General features: G+C 70.4%; 13 protein-coding genes. 11 read left to right on the top strand and 2 right to left on the bottom strand.

Annotated features, from left to right (window positions below):
• The first annotated feature begins 26 nt into the window (after window positions 1-26).
• Window positions 27-2,981 carry a helix-turn-helix transcriptional regulator gene (locus ABD736_RS13825; RefSeq protein ID WP_344792449.1) on the top strand — a complete coding sequence of 985 codons (2,955 nt, stop codon included), beginning with the start codon at window positions 27-29 and terminating at the stop codon, window positions 2,979-2,981.
• Window positions 2,982-3,049: 68 nt separating this feature from the next.
• Window positions 3,050-3,346 carry a hypothetical protein gene (locus tag ABD736_RS13820; protein WP_344792448.1) on the top strand — a complete coding sequence of 99 codons (297 nt, stop codon included), beginning with the start codon at window positions 3,050-3,052 and terminating at the stop codon, window positions 3,344-3,346.
• A gap of 103 nt (window positions 3,347-3,449) precedes the next feature.
• On the opposite strand, the gene ABD736_RS13815 is transcribed toward ABD736_RS13820, so the two are convergent.
• A complete protein-coding gene (locus ABD736_RS13815) occupies window positions 3,450-4,139 on the bottom strand; it encodes a PadR family transcriptional regulator (RefSeq protein WP_344792447.1) in 690 nt (229 codons plus the stop codon).
• Between the two features lie 93 nt (window positions 4,140-4,232).
• On the opposite strand from ABD736_RS13815, the gene ABD736_RS13810 reads away from it, so the two are divergent.
• On the top strand, window positions 4,233-5,054 hold the full coding sequence (locus ABD736_RS13810; RefSeq protein ID WP_344792446.1) for an SDR family NAD(P)-dependent oxidoreductase: 822 nt from the start codon (window positions 4,233-4,235) through the stop codon (window positions 5,052-5,054).
• A gap of 66 nt (window positions 5,055-5,120) precedes the next feature.
• Here the strand turns inward: ABD736_RS13810 and ABD736_RS13805 are convergent, their stop codons facing one another.
• The gene (locus ABD736_RS13805; RefSeq protein ID WP_344792445.1) at window positions 5,121-5,753 is read right to left on the bottom strand and encodes a hypothetical protein; all 633 of its coding nucleotides are present in this window, start codon (window positions 5,751-5,753) and stop codon (window positions 5,121-5,123) included.
• A 124-nt stretch (window positions 5,754-5,877) separates the two neighbouring features.
• On the opposite strand from ABD736_RS13805, the gene argS reads away from it, so the two are divergent.
• The 8 genes from argS to prfA all read left to right on the top strand — a co-directional run bounded on the left by argS (window position 5,878) and on the right by prfA (window position 16,848).
• Window positions 5,878-7,548 (top strand): arginine--tRNA ligase, encoded by a 1,671-nt coding sequence (argS, locus tag ABD736_RS13800; RefSeq protein ID WP_344792444.1) that lies wholly within the window; start codon window positions 5,878-5,880, stop codon window positions 7,546-7,548.
• Between the two features lie 16 nt (window positions 7,549-7,564).
• Complete coding sequence (locus tag ABD736_RS13795) at window positions 7,565-8,320, top strand: LmeA family phospholipid-binding protein (RefSeq protein WP_344792443.1); 756 nt, start codon at window positions 7,565-7,567, stop codon at window positions 8,318-8,320.
• Between the two features lie 183 nt (window positions 8,321-8,503).
• The gene (gene lysA / locus ABD736_RS13790) at window positions 8,504-9,904 is read left to right on the top strand and encodes a diaminopimelate decarboxylase (protein ID WP_344792442.1); all 1,401 of its coding nucleotides are present in this window, start codon (window positions 8,504-8,506) and stop codon (window positions 9,902-9,904) included.
• Window positions 9,901-11,247 (top strand): homoserine dehydrogenase, encoded by a 1,347-nt coding sequence (locus ABD736_RS13785; protein ID WP_344792441.1) that lies wholly within the window; start codon window positions 9,901-9,903, stop codon window positions 11,245-11,247. The genes lysA and ABD736_RS13785 overlap by 4 nt, the downstream gene beginning before the upstream one ends.
• Before the next feature lie 5 nt (window positions 11,248-11,252).
• Entirely contained in the window at window positions 11,253-12,347 is a 1,095-nt protein-coding gene (thrC, locus tag ABD736_RS13780; RefSeq protein ID WP_344792440.1) for a threonine synthase, read from the top strand.
• A 41-nt stretch (window positions 12,348-12,388) separates the two neighbouring features.
• Window positions 12,389-13,351 carry a homoserine kinase gene (gene thrB / locus ABD736_RS13775; protein WP_344792950.1) on the top strand — a complete coding sequence of 321 codons (963 nt, stop codon included), beginning with the start codon at window positions 12,389-12,391 and terminating at the stop codon, window positions 13,349-13,351.
• Window positions 13,352-13,666: 315 nt separating this feature from the next.
• Window positions 13,667-15,766 carry a transcription termination factor Rho gene (gene rho, locus ABD736_RS13770; protein WP_344792439.1) on the top strand — a complete coding sequence of 700 codons (2,100 nt, stop codon included), beginning with the start codon at window positions 13,667-13,669 and terminating at the stop codon, window positions 15,764-15,766.
• On the top strand, window positions 15,766-16,848 hold the full coding sequence (gene prfA / locus ABD736_RS13765) for a peptide chain release factor 1 (RefSeq protein WP_344792437.1): 1,083 nt from the start codon (window positions 15,766-15,768) through the stop codon (window positions 16,846-16,848). Before rho ends, prfA begins: the two co-directional genes overlap by 1 nt.
• Window positions 16,849-16,913 lie beyond the last annotated feature (65 nt).

Genomic DNA, 16,913 nt, shown 5'->3' with positions numbered 1-16,913 from the left:
TCGCCGACGGCTAGCCTGAACGCAGCATGGCCCGCCCCGCCCCCCGAATGATCGGCCGCGAACCCGAGTACGCGCGGCTCTTGGCCTACCTCGACGCAAGCGAGGCCGGTGTACCCACCGCTGTGCTCATCACGGCCGACGCAGGCACGGGCAAGACGCGGCTCGTCGACGAGGTCGCCCGCACCGCCGCCGCGCGCGGTCACACCGTGGTGCGCGGCAACTGCACGCCGTCGAGCGCGACCCGGCTGCCGTTCGGCCCGATCGCCGACCTGATGCGCGACCTGCGCGAGCAGCACCCCGAACTGCGCGATGCCGTCACCGACGAGGTGTGGGCGGGCCTCGCGCCGATCGCGGCGGGGTGGGGCGACGGCGTGCCGGATGCTTCGCCTGCCGCCGCCTCCGACCCTGCGCTTTCGCACGCGCGCCTGTTCGCGGCGGTCATCGTCACCTTGACGGCCGTCGCCGTGAAGCAGCCCCTCGTCGTCATCATCGAAGACCTGCACTGGGCGGACCCCGCGAGTCTCGATCTGCTCGGTTTCGTGGCGCGCAAGCTCGCGGACCAGAACATCCTGTTGCTGGCGACCAGCCGCCCTCCGAAACAGACCGAGCACCTGGCCGACTTCGTCTTCGAGTTCGCCCGTCTCGAGGTCGCCCAGACGATCGAGCTCGAGCCGTTGCCCGAGGGGGCGATCGCCGAGATCATCACTGAGACGGCGCCTGGCCTCGACGGCGCGGTCGTCGAGGCCCTCACCGTGCGCGCGGCCGGAAGCCCGTTCTTCGCCTCGCGCCTCGCGCGGCACGGTGACCGCCCCGGCCTACCCAGCGACCTCGACCAGCTGCTGCGCTTCGAGCTGCGCGGACTCTCGCCAGAGGCGCGCCATGCCGCCACGGTCGTCGCGGCCGTCGGCGGCCGGGTCGGCTTCGACGACCTCGACGCGCTGCCCGGTGCCGGCGCCGCCGTCGAGGAGCTGCTCGAGCGCGACATCCTCACCGAGGCCGGCGACGACCTGCGGCTGCGCCACGCGCTCTTCGGCGAGGTGCTGGGCGCCGCGACGACGCCGCTGCAGCGCCGCGCGGTGCACGCCGCGGCCGCCCAACTGATCGCGGCCCGCGGACCCGTCGACGGCGAGCACGCTCTGGAACTCGGCCGGCACCTTCGCGGCGCGGGCCAGATCGAGGCGGCACGGGGCCAGCTGCTGCGCGGCGCACGGTATGCGCTCGAGACGCGCTCGTTCGCGCGCGCTCGCGACGCGTACGCCGAGTTGCTCGCGCTTCCGCCGTTGAGCGATGCGGGCACGGATGCCTCGGCCGATGCGCCTTTCCCTGATCGCACCACCCTGCTGCTCGAGGCGGTGCCCGCGTACCACTGGTCGGGCGACGTGGCGGTGGCTCTCGAGCTGCTCGACGAGGCATCCCAGGCCCCGGGCGCAGACGAGGCGCGGGTCGCCTATGAGCGCGGGCGGCTGCTGTCGGCCGAGGGGCGGGTGGCGGAGTCCGCCGCGAGCTTCCGCGCGGTGCTCGACCTGCTCGAGGCGGCCGACGCGGCCGACACGGCCGAACCCGCGAGCGTCGGCCTGCGCGCGCGCACCCTCGCCGCGCTCGCCCGCGACCTGATGAACCAGGGCGACATGGCCGCGAGCGTGCGCACTGCCGGGCAGGCGATGTCGGACGCCGCGGCGGCAGGGGAGCGCCAGGCGCAGATCGACGCCCGGGTCACCCGGGCGGTGGCCGGCACGCTGGTGCCCGACCCAGCGCCGGACGCGAGCGGCTTCGCCGAGCGCGAGCTGCGCGAGTGTGCCCGTCTCGCCCTCGACGCCGACGACCTCGAGACGGCGATCCGCGCCTACGGAAATCTGACGTACGTGCTCGGGGTCGCGGAGCGAGACGCCGATGTCATCGCGGTGGCGCGCGAGGCCCTCGAGAAGTGCGCACGCTACGGTCCCGTGCTCTCGATCGCCTCGAGCGTCACCTCGAACTACGTTTCATCGCTTGCACTCGTAGGGGAGTGGGACGAGGCGCTCGCGGTGGCGCGTGCGGCGCTCGAGGAGAGCGTCTCGCCGAGCATGGGTCTCTATCTGCACTCCGAAATTGTGGAAGTGCAGACGCTGCGCGGCGAGTGGGCCGATGTCGAGGCTCACCTCGAGTCGGCGCGAGGGCAAATCGGCGACAGTGTCTACGCGTTGCAGTTCGTGGTGAACGAGGCAGCTTTCGAACTGTGGCGCGGGCGCACGGACAGGTCGCTCGGCATCATCGCGGGCATCCTTGATGACCTCAGGTCTCAGGACGACCCTGACATCGTGTTGCAGGCCGCGGTGGTGGCGCTGCAGGCGCACGCGGATGCCTTCGAGAGCCGCTTTCCGCGCGCGCGCAACGCCGCCAGCGACGCGATCGCCGACGCGGTCATCGAGTTGGTGCGGGACACTGCCGCGCAGGAGTCGCTCTCAGCCCTCGGCCTCAATCTGGTGCGCGTCTGCGAGGCGGAATACGCCCGGTTACACGAGGGCGACACCGCGGAGCAGTGGCGAGCGATCGCCGAGTCGTCGCACGCGACGGGGCACCTCTTCGAAGAGGCGTACGCGCGATATCGCGGGGGAGTGCGTGCGCTCGCGGGGCGAGCCTCCGGCGAGGCATCCGATCTGCTCTCGCGTGCGCATGAGATCGCGGCGCAGCTCGGCGCGCGCCCGCTTGCCGATCGCATTCTGGGAACCGTGCACGCTGGCGGAGTAAAGCTCGGCGCGACCCTGCAGAAGTCCGAGCGTCGCGAGGCGGTGGCCGGCCTGAGCGATCGCGAGGTGCAGGTGCTCGAGCTGATCGCCGAAGGCCTGTCGAACCGCGACATCGCTCAGCGGCTGTTCATCAGCGAGCGCACGGTCGGTGTGCACGTGAGCCGCATTCTGGGCAAGCTCGGCGTGCGGAATCGCACCGAGGCGGCTCGTGCTGCAGGGGCGCTGAACCTCGGCGTTCCGGAGCACTCCGACTAGTCGACCGCGCGGTGTGCCCTCGTTTGGGGAGGTAGACGCGCGAAGGCGGCGTGAGTAGAGAAATCCTCATGACTGCTACTCCCACCTCTATGGCCCAGCTGATCGCCGCGCTCACCGGTGCGCTGCCGACCAAGTTCCGCCCCTGCATTCCGACGCCCAGCGACAAGCTGATCCACATCAGCCAGGGCTACAGCGAGGGCGAACCGGTGCCCGCGCCCGGCGAGTCGACCCACGCTCTGTGCGGTCCGCAGATGACCGTCGACGGCGCGGTCATCGTGCCGAACTTCGTGATCTGCGCCACCTGCTGGGCCGACTTCCTCGCGCAGCGCTCATCCTTGCTGAAGTCGGCCACGACGGCGCTCTGACGCGCGAACGCCGACGCCGGCCGTCACCTTGGCTCGAAGGTTCGATCGAGCCGTTGGAGTGACGACCGGCGTCGGGGAGTGGCGACGGGCGAACCCGCCGACCTCAGCTCTCGGCGAGGATCTCGTAGAGCGCCTTGCGCAGCTCGTCGATCTTCCCGGCGGCAGCCGTGCGCTGCTCGTCGGTCGCGACGAAGCGCAGCTGGTGGATGGCTCCCATCAGCTTGCCGATCGAGGTGAACAGCTCGGCGTCCGCACCGGAGCGCGAGGGCGCCGCCTGCCACGCCGCGGCCAGCTCGTCGGCGTGCTCGTCGACGTAGGCGCGGCCGGCATCCGTCAGCGTGTACTCGGTCTTGCGGCCTTCGCCCGACGGGGCGATGAGCTCTTCGTCGACGAGCTGCTGCAGCGTCGGGTAGACCGAGCCGGGGCTCGGCACCCAGAGGCCGTCGGTCTTCTCACCGATCGCCTTGATGAGCGCGTAGCCGCTGGCCGGTGCCTCGGCGAGCAGTGAGAGCAGGGCGGCACGGATGTCGCCGCGCGACGCCCGGCGACGACCGCGGCCGCCCCGAGCGAAGTCGGCGGGGTCGAAGCTTGGGCCGAAACCCCCGAAGCCGCCGCGCATGCCGCGACCGCCGAATGGGCCACCGAAGCCGGGGCCGTCGTGGTGGAAGCGCGCGCCGTCGAAACCGGGGCGCGGGTGGAAGCCGCGTGCGCCGCGGAACCCGCCGCGCTCGTGGCCGTCATGGTGGCCGTTGTGGCCGTCGAAGTCGTGATGTGAGGTGTTGTCGTATCGCATCGGTCGACCTTTCTGTAAACAGGTCTTTGACCTTCAAAGACAAATCAACGATATATCGCTAACTCACAATGTCAAGTGGTTTATCGTGAGGGCATGGCCCAGCGAGCGATCGGTACACGCGCCCTGATCACGGGTGCATCGAGCGGCATCGGCGCCGAGTTCGCGCGCCAGCTGGCCGCCGACGGGCTCGATCTCGTGCTCGTGGCCCGCAGCCGGGAGCGCCTCGAGGCCTTCGCGGAAGAACTGCGCGCCGCTCACGACATCGAGGTCGAGGTGCTGCCGGCGGACCTGCTGACGAAGGCGGGCGTCAAGGCGGCGGAAGCTCGAGTCGCGGCATCCGTGAATCGCATCGATGTGCTCGTCAACAACGCGGGCTTCGGGCTCGCCAAGGACTTCGACGCGAACAGCGTCGACGACGAGCTCGAGCTGCTGTCGATCCTCGTCGAGGTGCCGCTGCGGCTCACGCACGCGGCGCTCGCGCACATGCTGCCCGCGGGCAGCGGCACGATCATCAACATCGCGTCGGTGGCGGGCTACAGCCCGCGCGGCACGTACGGCGCCGCCAAGGCGTGGCTGCTCTCGTTCAGCCGGTGGGCGAACATCGCATACAAGCGTCGCGGCGTGCGCGTCACGGCGATCGCGCCGGGTTTCGTGCGCACCGAGTTCCACTCACGACTGTCGACGGATGCCCACGCTGCGGCGCCTCAGGGCGAGCCGCGCGAGCCCGCTCAGCTCGAGCGTGCGATCCCCGACTTCCTGTGGCTGTCGGCGCCCGATGTCGTGCGTGCAGCGCTCATCGACACCGCCCGCGGCCGGGCGGTGTCGATTCCCAGCCTGCGCTACAAGCTCATCGTCGCCGCGGCGAAGCTCACGCCGGACGCCCTCGCGGAGCGCGTCGCGCGCGTCGGCCGCTAAGCGGCGACGACCCGGTGGGTCGTCGCGCGGCCGACGCCGAGCGAGCTGTGCTCGCGAGGGCGCTAGTTACTTCAGGTTCCCCATCACGTCGGTGGCGATCTGATAGCTGTCGCCCGGCTCGAGGAAGGTCTTCGAGTCGATGACGATCCAGTAGCCGTTGTTGGTGAAGACCTGCAGCGTGCCGACGCCGCCGTCGACGTTGAAGTAACTCACGGTGCCTGCGGGCGCGCCGTCGATCGGCACCACCTGCGACTTGCCGGCGACCTGGCCGCTGAACTGGTCGAAGTTCTGCGCGCTGGGGTGAGCGACGGCGATCTCGATCTTGTCGTTGCTCGTCTGGTTGACCCAGCCGAAGCTCACGCCCGCGAGCTTCGTCAGCTGCTCGGCGGCGCTGCCGGGCGCCACGGCGTAGTTCGGGTCGGGCGAGAAGTTCGGGTTGAACGTGTAGACCTGCTGCGCCGTCCACACCTGGCCCTGCTGCAGCGTGACCGGCGTCGGGGTCGGCGTGGGCGTGGGGGTCGGCGTCGCGTCATCGGTTGCGGCGGTATCGCTCGGCGCAGCACTCGAGGTGTCGTGGGCCTTCGGCGTGTCCTGCGCTGAGCTCAACCCCGGGCCAGAACAGCCGGCGAGCAGAGCCGCGGCGGCGAAGCCGGCGACGAGGGCGGTCGTGACGCGAAGGGCGGGGCGAGCGAAGGGCATGTGGGGGCGCTTTCGGTCCAGGCATCCGTGCCTGACAAGGGAATGGCACGTAAACGCCGCGAGCCTATCAAGGGCGCGGGGTCTCTCAGGGCGCGCAGAAGGCGCTCCCATAGAATCGTTATTCGTGACTCCTGCCGAGCTTTCCCACGCCCTTTTCGCCCTCGTCTCGCCGATCGTGGCGCGACGCCGCGGCGACAACGAGGGCGTCGAATTCTCTGAGGCAGACGTCACGCTCGAGCGCCCGAAGAACCGCGAGCACGGCGACTGGGCGACCAACGTCGCCCTCAGGCTGGCGAAGCCGCTCGCCACGAACCCGCGTGAGCTCGCGACCGAGATCGCCGAGGCGGCGGCCACGCTGCCGGGCGTGTCTTCCGCCGAGGTCGCCGGGCCGGGCTTCATCAACCTGCGCCTCGACGCGGCCGCCGCAGGGCAGCTCGCGAAGACGATCGTGGACGCGGGGGATGCCTGGGGCCGCAACACCACGCAGGCGGGGCGCGCCATCAACCTCGAGTTCGTCAGCGCGAACCCCACCGGCCCCCTGCACATCGGGCACACCCGCTGGGCGGCGCTTGGCGACTCGATCGCGCGGGTTCTGAAGGCCTCCGGGGCCGAGGTCGCCAGCGAGTACTACATCAACGACGCCGGCGCCCAGATGGACAAGTTCGGGGCGAGCGTGCTCGCCGCGGCCAAGGGCGAGCCCACGCCGGAGGGCGGCTACCCCGGGCAGTACATCGCCGACCTCGCGGCGCACGTGCTCGAGCAGGTGCCGAACCTCCTCGAGCTTCCGGCCGATGAGGCGCTCGCGGCGGCGCGCGAGGTGGCGTACGCGCAGCAGCTGAGCGAGATCAAGCAGTCGCTCGCGAACTTCAACGTCACCTTCGACGTGTACTTCTCCGAGCGCACGCTGCACGCGGTGAATCCCGAGACCGGCACGAGCGCGATCGACGACGCGGTCGCCGAACTGCGCAAGCTCGGGCACGTCTTCGACGCCGACGACGCCGTGTGGGTGCGCACGACCGACTTCGGCGATGACAAAGACCGGGTCATCCGTCGCTCGAACGAGATCTACACGTACTTCGCCGCCGACGCGGCCTATTACCTCAGCAAGTCCGAGCGCGGCTTCGAGCACAAGATCTACCTGCTGGGCGCCGACCACCATGGCTACGTGCACCGCCTCAAGGCGCTCGCGGGCGCGGCAGGCGATGACCCCGAGAAGGACATCGAGGTGCTCATCGGGCAGCTCGTGTCGGTGAACGGCGCACGCCTGTCGAAGCGCGCGGGCAACATCATCGAGATGGACGACCTGATCGAGTGGCTCGGCACCGACGCCCTGCGCTACTCGCTCGGGCGCTACCCGGCCGACTCGCCGCTCGCGCTCGACCCGAACCAGCTGCGCAGCCGCACCAACGACAACCCGGTGTTCTACGTGCAGTATGCCCATGCGCGCATCTGCTCGGTGACCCGGAACGCGCAGGCTGCTGGTGTCGACACGAGCGTCTTCGAGCCCGGGCTGCTTGTGCACGAGACCGAGTCGGCCCTGCTCGGCGCACTGCAGGAGTTCCCGCGCGTCGTCGCGCACGCCGCCGAGCTGCGCGAGCCGCACCGCGTGGCGCGCTACCTCGAAGAGGTGGCCGGGCTGTACCACCGGTGGTACGACAACTGCCGCGTGATTCCGCAGGGCGAGGAGCCGGTGGAAGACGTGCACCGCACCCGCCTCACGCTGAACCTGGCCGTCGGCCAGACCATCCGCAACGGCCTGGACCTGCTCGGGGTCTCCGCTCCGGAGAAGATGTAGCCATCTGGGGTTTTCGATGAACAGTGCGCGTCGCCTCGCCTGGACCGTCGTCGCCCTGCTCGCCGTGGCGGCGCTGGCCTTCGGTGCCGATGCGGCGCTGCGGGCATATGCCGAGAAGCGCATGGAAGCCGAGATCGCCCAGTCGCTTCCCGACGGAGTGACCGCGCCGGGCCTCTCGGTCGACATCCACGGCTTCTCGTTCATCGTGCAGTACCTCGCGGGGCGCTTCAGCGAGGTGCAGGTGGATGCCCCGAGCATCACCACCGAGCGCGGATCGGTCTCGGCATCCGCCACCGCCAACGACGTGCGCATCGATCGCTCGTTCCGCACCGCGCCCGTGCTCGGCTCGGCGCGCGGCACCCTGCACGTCTCTCAGGACGCGGTCAACAGCCTGGTCTCGCTGCCGGACCCGACGGCGGCGATCGGGCTCAGCTCGAAGACCATCACGTACAAGGCGACGACGCAGGTGCTCGGGCTGCCGCTGAGCTATTCGGCGGCGGTGCGGCCCGTGGCCGACGGCAAGGTGGTGCGCCTGTACCCGCAGTCGGTCAACGTGACCTCGGGCCCGGTGCACTTCGACGTGAAGTCGTTGCTCGGCGGTGTCTTCGACGGCAAGCCCATCAACGTATGCATCGCGCCGTACCTGCCGGCGGGCCTCAACGTCGGCGAGATCACGATCGAGCGCAGCAAGGCCTCGATCGACTTCCAGGCGGACGACTTCTCGCTCGACCCGAAGACCTTCCAAACGCACGGCGCCTGCCCGGCGAGCTAGGGATGCTTCGCCGAGGGGTGCGGTGATGGGCGAATACTCCGGCAGAACCCCATCGCGGCACCCCTCGGGAACCGATCCGGGGCGGGCGGAGTGTGGGGGCTGACGCTCGACGTCACGAGTTTCGGGCCATGACCCGCCGCCCGGTAAACTGGCGCGCAATCCCCACCTACCCCGAGGACACCCGTGGTCACCAACCCCCTGGCGCCGAGCTGGCTGACCGTTCCCGCTGACGTGAACGCCCTGCCCGTGAACGTCTGGCCCGCGAGCGCGACGCGCAACGCCGACGGAGTGATCGAGATCGGTGGAGTGCCCGTCACCGCCCTCAAAGAGCAGTTCGGCTCACCTCTTTATGTGATCGATGAAGCGGATGCCCGCGCCAGAGCCGCCCGCATCCACGACGCCTTCACCGCAGCGGCCGAAGCCGTGGGTACCACCGTGACGGTCTACTACGCGGGCAAGGCCTTCCTCTCGACCGAGGTCGCCCGTTGGGTCATCGAGGCGGGGCTCAACCTCGACACCTGCAGCGCCGGCGAGCTCGCCGTGGCGCTGGCCGCGGGCGTCGACCCCGCGCGCCTCGGGCTGCACGGCAACAACAAGTCGCTCGCCGAGATCGACCGCGCCGTCTCGGTGGGGCTCGGCACGATCGTCATCGACTCCGAGCAGGAGATCGAGCGGGTCGCCGCCGCGGCGAGCCGCCACGGCCGCCGCCAGCGGGTGCGCCTGCGCGTGAAGTCGGGAGTCCACGCCGAGACCCACGCCTACCTCGCGACCGCGCACGAAGACCAGAAGTTCGGGGTCTCGCTCGACGAGGTCGAGCGTCTGGTCGCCGGCATCCGCTCGCATGAATCCCTCGACTTCGTGGGGCTGCACTGCCACAACGGCACGCAGGTCTTCGGGTCTGCCGGCATCGCGGAATCCGCGCGCCGCCTGCTCGCGGTGCACGCGCGCCTGCTCGAGGACGGGCCGGTGCCCGAGCTGAACCTCGGCGGCGGCTTCGGCATCGCCTACAACACGGGCGACGAGGCGACCGACGCCTGGGAGCTCGCCGCGCCGATCATCGACTCGGTCGCCGCGCACTGCGCCGCGCTCGGCATCCCCGTGCCGCACCTCGCCTTCGAGCCCGGCCGCGCGATCATCGGCACGCCGGGCGTCACGCTCTACGAGCTCGGCACGACCAAGCCGGTCACCGTCGAGGCAGAGGGCGGCGCGACCGCGACCCGCCTGTACGCGAGCGTCGACGGGGGCATGAGCGACAACGCGCGCTACGCGCTGTATCAGGCGCAGTTCAGCGCGCGGCTGGCGTCGAGGCGATCGGATGCCTCGCCCGCACTCGTGCGCATCGCGGGCAAGCACTGCGAGTCCGGCGACATCGTGGTCGACGCCGAGTACCTGCCGGGCGATATCGCCCCAGGCGACCTGCTCGTGGTGCCGGCCACCGGCGCCTACTGCTTCTCGCTGTCGAGCCGCTACAACTACCTTCCCCGCCCCGCGGTCGTCGCCGTGCGCGACGGTCAGGCACGTGTAATCGTGCGCGGCGAGACCGAGGAAGACCTTCTCTCTCACGACGCTGGAGTACGAGCTTGATCGAATACCGCACCCTCAAGATCGCACTGCTCGGCGGCGGCACGGTCGGCTCGCAGGTCGCGCGCCTGCTGCTCGAGAACGGCGACGAGCTCTCGAGCCGCATCGGCGCCCGCATCGAGCTGGCCGGCATCGCCGTGCGCGATCTCGACAAGCCGCGCGATGCCGGCCTGCCGCGCGAGCTGTTCACCACCGACGCCGAGCAGCTGATCCTGGGCGCCGACATCGTCGTCGAGCTGATGGGCGGCATCGAGCCGGCGCGCGAGCTGATTCTGAAGGCGCTGAATTCGGGCGCCGACGTCGTCACGGGCAACAAGCAGCTGCTCGCGACGCACGGCACTGAGCTGTTCGACCTGGCGGGCCAGGTCGGCGCGCAGCTGTACTACGAGGCGGCGGTCGGCGGGGCGATCCCGATCATCCGGCCGCTGCGCGACAGCCTCGCGGGCGACCGCGTCACGCGCATCCTCGGCATCGTCAACGGCACGACGAACTTCGTGCTCGACCGCATGGACATCGACGGCGGAGAGTTCAACGAGGCTCTGGCCGTCGCGACCGAGCTCGGCTATGCAGAAGCCGACCCGACCGCCGACATCGGCGGCTACGACGCCGCGGCCAAAGCCGCCCTGCTCGCGAGCCTCGCGTTCCACACCGACGTGCCGCTCGAGTCCGTGTATCGCGAGGGCATCGAAGACATCACGAAAGAGCAGGTCGACCTGGCCCGCGAGATGGGCTACGTCGTCAAGCTGCTCGCGATCTGCGAGCGCATCGCCGACCCCGAGACCGGGAAGGCCGCGGTGTCGGCCCGCGTCTACCCGGCGCTCGTGCCGCGCAGGCATCCGCTCGCCGCTGTCCATGGCGCGCACAACGCAGTCTTCGTGCAGGCGGAAGCCGCGGGAGACCTGATGTTCTACGGCGCCGGTGCGGGCGGCATCCAGACGGCATCGGCCGTGCTCGGCGACGTCGTGTCAGCCGCGCGCCGCCACGTCGCGGGCGGCCCGGGCGTCGCAGAGTCGACGCACGCCGAGCTGCCCGTGCTGCCGGTCGCGGCGGCCGTCACGCGCTATCACGTGACGCTGCACGTCGCCGACCAGCCCGGCGTCCTCGCCGAGATCGCCCGCCTGTTCGCCGAGAACGGCGCGTCGATCGAGACCGTCGTGCAGTCGTCGGCCGGCGGTGCAGGCGCCTCGGGCGCCCCGGGCGCCTCAGGCGAAGAGACCCCGACGGCTACCCTGGTCATCGGAACCCATGCAGCCCTCGAGGCGTCGCTCGCGGCGACCGTCGAGGCCCTGCGCGCCAGCGCGGCGGTCACCTCGATCGCCCACGTGCTGCGGATCGAAGGAGCGTAAAGCAAGTGGCCCACCAGTGGCAGGGAGTCCTGCACGAGTACCGCGACCGCCTTGATGTGACGGATGCCACGCCGATCGTCACCCTGGGGGAGGGCGGCACTCCGCTCATCGAGGCCCCCGCGCTCTCGCGCCGCACGGCTGCGCGCGTCTACATCAAGTACGAGGGCATGAACCCGACGGGCTCCTTCAAGGACCGCGGCATGACCATGGCGATTTCGAAGGCCGTCGAGGCCGGCGCGAAGGCGGTCATCTGCGCCTCGACCGGCAACACCTCGGCCTCCGCCGCGGCCTACGCGGCGCACGCCGGCATCAAGGCCGTCGTGCTGATCCCCGAGGGGAAGATCGCGCTCGGCAAGCTCAGCCAAGCGATCGTGCACAACGCTGAGATCGTTCAGCTCAAGGGCAACTTCGACGACTGCCTGGATGTCGCGCGCGAGCTCGCCGCCGAGTACCCCGTGCACCTCGTGAACTCGGTCAACAACGACCGCATCGAGGGCCAGAAGACGGCCGCGTTCGAGATCGTCGAGCGCCTCGGCGACGCCCCGGACTTCCACTTCATCCCGGTCGGGAACGCGGGCAACTACACCGCGTACACGCGCGGCTTCGTCGAAGAGCTCGAGCGCGGCGCGACCACCAAGCTGCCCCGCATGTTCGGCTTCCAGGCCGCGGGCTCCGCGCCCATCGTGCTCGGCCACCCCGTGAAGGACCCCGACACCATCGCCTCGGCGATCCGCATCGGCAATCCCGCGTCGTGGAACCTCGCGCTCGAGGCGCGCGACAAGACCCAGGGCTACTTCGGCGCCATCGACGACGAGACGATCCTCGCCGCACAGAAGCTGCTCGCGGCCGAGGTCGGCGTCTTCGTCGAGCCGGCCAGCGCGATCGGCGTCGCCGGGCTGCTCGAGCGCGCCGCGGCCGGTGCGATCCCCGAGGGCTCGGTCGTCACGATCACCGTCACCGGCCACGGCCTCAAGGACCCGCAGTGGGCGCTGCGCCAGGCTGACGGCTCTGAGGTGCAGCCCACGGTCGTCGAGGTGTCGGCGGATGCCGTCGCCGGCGCGATCGGACTCGAGAAGGCATCCGTCGGGGCCGGTGCATGAGCTCGGCAGCGGGCGCAGGCGCGTCGGGTTCTGACGGTCCGATGCCCGGGCCGGCGGCAGCCGCCGCCGGCGCCTCAGCATCGATCCCCGTCGGCCGCAGCGTGCACGTGCGCGTGCCGGCGACCACGGCCAACCTCGGCCCCGGCTTCGACACGCTCGGCCTCGCGCTCGCGCTCTACGACGAGGTTGACGTCACGGTCTCGGCTACGCCCGGCGTGCGCGTCGAGGTGCACGGCGTCGGGTCTGACGGATCGGTGGCGACGGATGCCTCGAACCTGGTCGCCGCCGTCATCCTCGACGTCCTCGGCCGGAAGGGCGCGCTGGTTCCCGGCCTCGACATCGTCGCGCGCAACGCGATCCCGCATGGCCGCGGCCTCGGGTCGTCTGGGGCTGCGATCGTCGGCGGAATCATGGCGGCGAAGGGCCTGCTCGACGGAATCGTCGAGCTCGACTCGGCCGAGCTGCTCGCGATCGCGACCGAGCTCGAGGGGCACCCTGACAACGTCGCCCCTGCCTTGTTCGGCGGCCTGACGATCGCGTGGGTCGAGCCGGGCGGCCCGCAGCACAAGAAGCTCAACGTGCACCGCGGGGTCTCACCCGTGGTGTTCGTGCCCGCGCACACCGTGCCGACCAAGCTCGCCCGTTCGCTGCAGCCGGCGCAGGTGCCGCACGAGGACGCTGTCTTCAACCTCTCGCGCTCGGCGCTCTTGATCGCGGCGCTGATTCAGAGCCCCGAGCTGCTGCTGTCGGCCACCGAGGACAAGCTGCACCAGGACTACCGCGCCGCCGCGATGCCCGACACGAGCGAGCTCGTGCGGCTGCTGCGCGCCGAGGGATTCCCCGCCGTGGTGTCCGGAGCGGGCCCGAGTGTGCTCGTGCTCTGCGAGCGCCCGGCCGATCGCCTGCGCGCCGCCGAGCTCGTCGCCGCGAAGTCGCCGGTCGAATGGCAGCCCCTGATGCTGGCGGTCGACTTCAAGGGCGCGACGGTCGCGGTCGTCAGCTGACGGCCTAGCCCCGCACGCGGTGCGACCGCCCGCCGGGCGACCAGGGTGCCTGCACGGTGGCGCGCGCGGGCCCCGGTTCGGGGGAGCGGAGCATTCGTGAGCGGGTGTTAGGATGAAGGGCATCACCCACCGAACTCCCGGCTCGCCGGCGATCGGAATCTGACGGGTGAATCAGAAGCACGTACGCCTCGCAATCGAGTTGATCCAACCCGAGTACCAACCAGCGGCGGAACGGTCCGCCGCGCACCATTGACGTTGCGAGCGCACTCCCGATGTGGCCCTCATGCGCCCTTCGGAGATAAGGAATCACTGAAAGTGACTGATCTGATCAGCGCCGAATCCGCTGACATCGACCTCAACTCGCTGCGCGTCCCGCAGCTCCAGGCCCTCGCCACCCAGCTCGGCATCGCCGGCGGCGCCAAGCTCCGCAAGGGCGAGCTGATCGCGGCCATCGAGGCCGCGCGCGGCGCGTCCGATGGGCAGGTCGTCGAGGCCATCGAGACGGATGCCTCGACCGAAGCGCCCACTGTGCCGGCCGAAGCGCCTGCGACCGAGACTCCTGTCGAGCAGGCCGAGCCTGTGACCGCCCATGCGCCCCAGAGCGACGCTCCTGCCGACGCCGCACTCCCGCTCGACCTTCCCGCAGCGGACTCGCCCGTCTCGGCAGAGGCCGAGGCCGTGGCCGCCGAGCAGCCCGCCACCGGCCGCAGCCGCCGCTCGCGCCGTGCCTCCACCGGCGGCACCGTCACGGCGGCCGCCGGCCACGTGAACGCCGGCCAGACCGGTGTCGAGTCGCTCATCTCGGCACTCGATGCCGTCGCCGAGCAGCGCCAGGCGCAGCAGGGCCAGAACGCGCAGCACGGCGGCAACGCGCAGAACGAGGGCGCCGCTCGCGGCGAGGGTGCCGAGGGTGAGGCATCCCACGAGTCCTCCGACGACAACGGCGAGCAGCAGGGCGAGGGCGGCCGCAGCCGTCGCAACCGCCGCAACCGCAACCGCAATCGCGCCGACCGCGAGAACAACGGCCAGAACGGCGGCCAGCAGGGCGGCGAGCAGCAGTCCAAGGAGAGCGAGAAGCCCGAGCAGGGCCAGGGCAGCCAGCAGAACCAGAACAACCGCAACGGCCAGGACGGCGAGCAGGGCGAGGGCGGCCGTCGCAGCCGCTACCGCGACCGCAAGCGCCGCGGCGGCGGCGCAGGCGACGACGCCGAGATCGAGCTGACCGAAGACGACGTGCTGATCCCCGTCGCCGGCATCCTCGATGTGCTCGACAACTACGCCTTCGTGCGCACCACGGGCTACCTGGCGGGCGCGAGCGACGTGTACGTCTCGCTCGGCCAGGTCAAGAAGTACGGCCTGCGCAAGGGTGACGCCGTCGTCGGCGCGATCCGCCAGCCGCGCGAGGGTGAGAACCCGGGCGCCAACTCCCGCCAGAAGTACAACGCACTCGTGCGCGTCGACTCGATCAACGGCCAGACCGTGGAAGAGGCGTCGACCCGCGTTGAGTTCGGCAAGCTCACCCCGCTCTACCCGCAGGAGCGCCTGCGCCTCGAGACGGTGCCCGAGAAGCTGACCCAGCGCATCATCGACCTGATCGCCCCGATCGGGAAGGGCCAGCGCGGCCTCATCGTCGCCCCGCCGAAGGCCGGCAAGACGATCGTGCTGCAGCAGATCGCCAACGCGATCACGACGAACAACCCCGAGGTGCACCTCATGGTCGTTCTCGTCGACGAGCGCCCGGAAGAGGTCACCGACATGCAGCGCACGGTGAAGGGCGAGGTCATCGCCTCGACCTTCGACCGCCCCGCAGAGGACCACACCACGGTCGCCGAGCTCGCCATCGAGCGCGCGAAGCGCCTGGTCGAGCTGGGCCACGACGTCGTCGTGCTGCTCGACTCGATCACGCGCCTCGGCCGTGCGTACAACGTCTCCGCGCCGGCATCCGGTCGCATTCTCTCCGGCGGTGTCGACGCCTCCGCTCTCTACCCGCCCAAGCGCTTCTTCGGCGCCGCTCGCAACATCGAGCACGGCGGCTCGCTGACGATCCTCGCGACCGCGCTCGTCGAGACCGGCTCCAAGATGGACGAGGTCATCTTCGAGGAGTTCAAGGGCACCGGCAACAGCGAGCTGCGCCTCTCGCGCCAGCTCGCCGACAAGCGCATCTTCCCGGCCGTCGACGTCAACGCGTCGTCCACCCGCCGCGAAGAGATGCTGCTCTCGCCCGACGAGGTCAAGATCACCTGGAAGCTGCGTCGCGCCCTCGCGGGTCTCGACCCGCAGCAGGCGCTCGAGGTCGTGCTCGGGAAGCTGAAGGAGACCTCGTCGAACGTGGAGTTCCTCGTGCAGATGCAGAAGTCGATCCCGACCTCTGGCGGCAACGGGCACTCGCACGGCAACGAGAACAACCACCGCTGATGTTCGAGTCCGTCTCAGGGCTGCTCGACGAATTCACGGATCTCGAGCAGCAGCTCGCCGATCCTGCGCTGCACGCAGACGCGGCACGCGCGAAGAAGGTCAACCGCCGCTACGCCGAGCTCTCGCAGATCAAGAAGGCCTACGAGGACTGGCAGCAGTCGGTCGACGACCTGGATGCCGCGCGTGAGCTCGCCCGCGAGGACGAGGCGTTCGCCGAAGAGGTTCCATCGCTCGAAGAGAAGCAGACCGCCGCGCAAGAGAAGCTGCGCCGCCTGCTGATCCCGCGAGACCCCGACGACGGCCGCGACGTGATCCTCGAGATCAAGGGCGGCGCCGGCGGGGAAGAGGCGGCGCTGTTCGCCGCCGACCTGCTGCGCATGTACGTGCACTACGCCGACTCGCGCGGGTGGAAGACCGAGATCCTCGAGGCGGATGCCACCGACCTCGGCGGCTACACGAACGTGCAGGTTGCGATCAAGTCGAACGCGACCGACCCGGCAGAGGGCGTCTGGGCGCACCTCAAGTACGAGGGCGGCGTGCACCGCGTCCAGCGCGTGCCGGCGACCGAGTCGCAGGGGCGCATCCAGACCTCGACGGCCGGCGTGCTGGTGTTCCCCGAGGTCGACGAGCCCGAAGAGATCGAGATCGCGGCGAACGACATCCGCGTCGACGTCTTCCGCTCGTCGGGCCCCGGCGGCCAGTCGGTGAACACGACCGACTCCGCCGTGCGCATCACGCACCTGCCGACCGGCATCGTCGTGTCGATGCAGAACGAGAAGTCGCAGATCCAGAACCGCGAGGCCGCCATGCGCGTGCTGCGCGCCCGCCTGCTCGCGAAGCAGCAGGAGGAGCTGGATGCCGCGGCATCCGACGCCCGCAAGTCGCAGGTGCGCTCCATGGATCGCTCCGAGCGCATCCGCACCTATAACTTCCCCGAGAACCGCATCGCCGACCACCGCACCGGTTTCAAGGCCTACAACCTCGACCAGGTGCTGAACGGCGCGCTGGACCCCGTCATCGACTCGGCCATTCAGGCTGACGAAGAGGCGCGGCTCGCAGCCCTCGGCGACAACGAGGGTTAAGCCTCATCGAGAAGTGCCGAAAAGGGGGTTCCCGTTCGCGGGAGCCCCTTTTCGGCACTTCTCGG

Source organism: Gryllotalpicola daejeonensis (assembly GCF_039538145.1).
GTDB classification, from domain to species: domain Bacteria; phylum Actinomycetota; class Actinomycetes; order Actinomycetales; family Microbacteriaceae; genus Gryllotalpicola; species Gryllotalpicola daejeonensis.
This window is presented reverse-complemented; position numbering and strand designations above follow the sequence as displayed.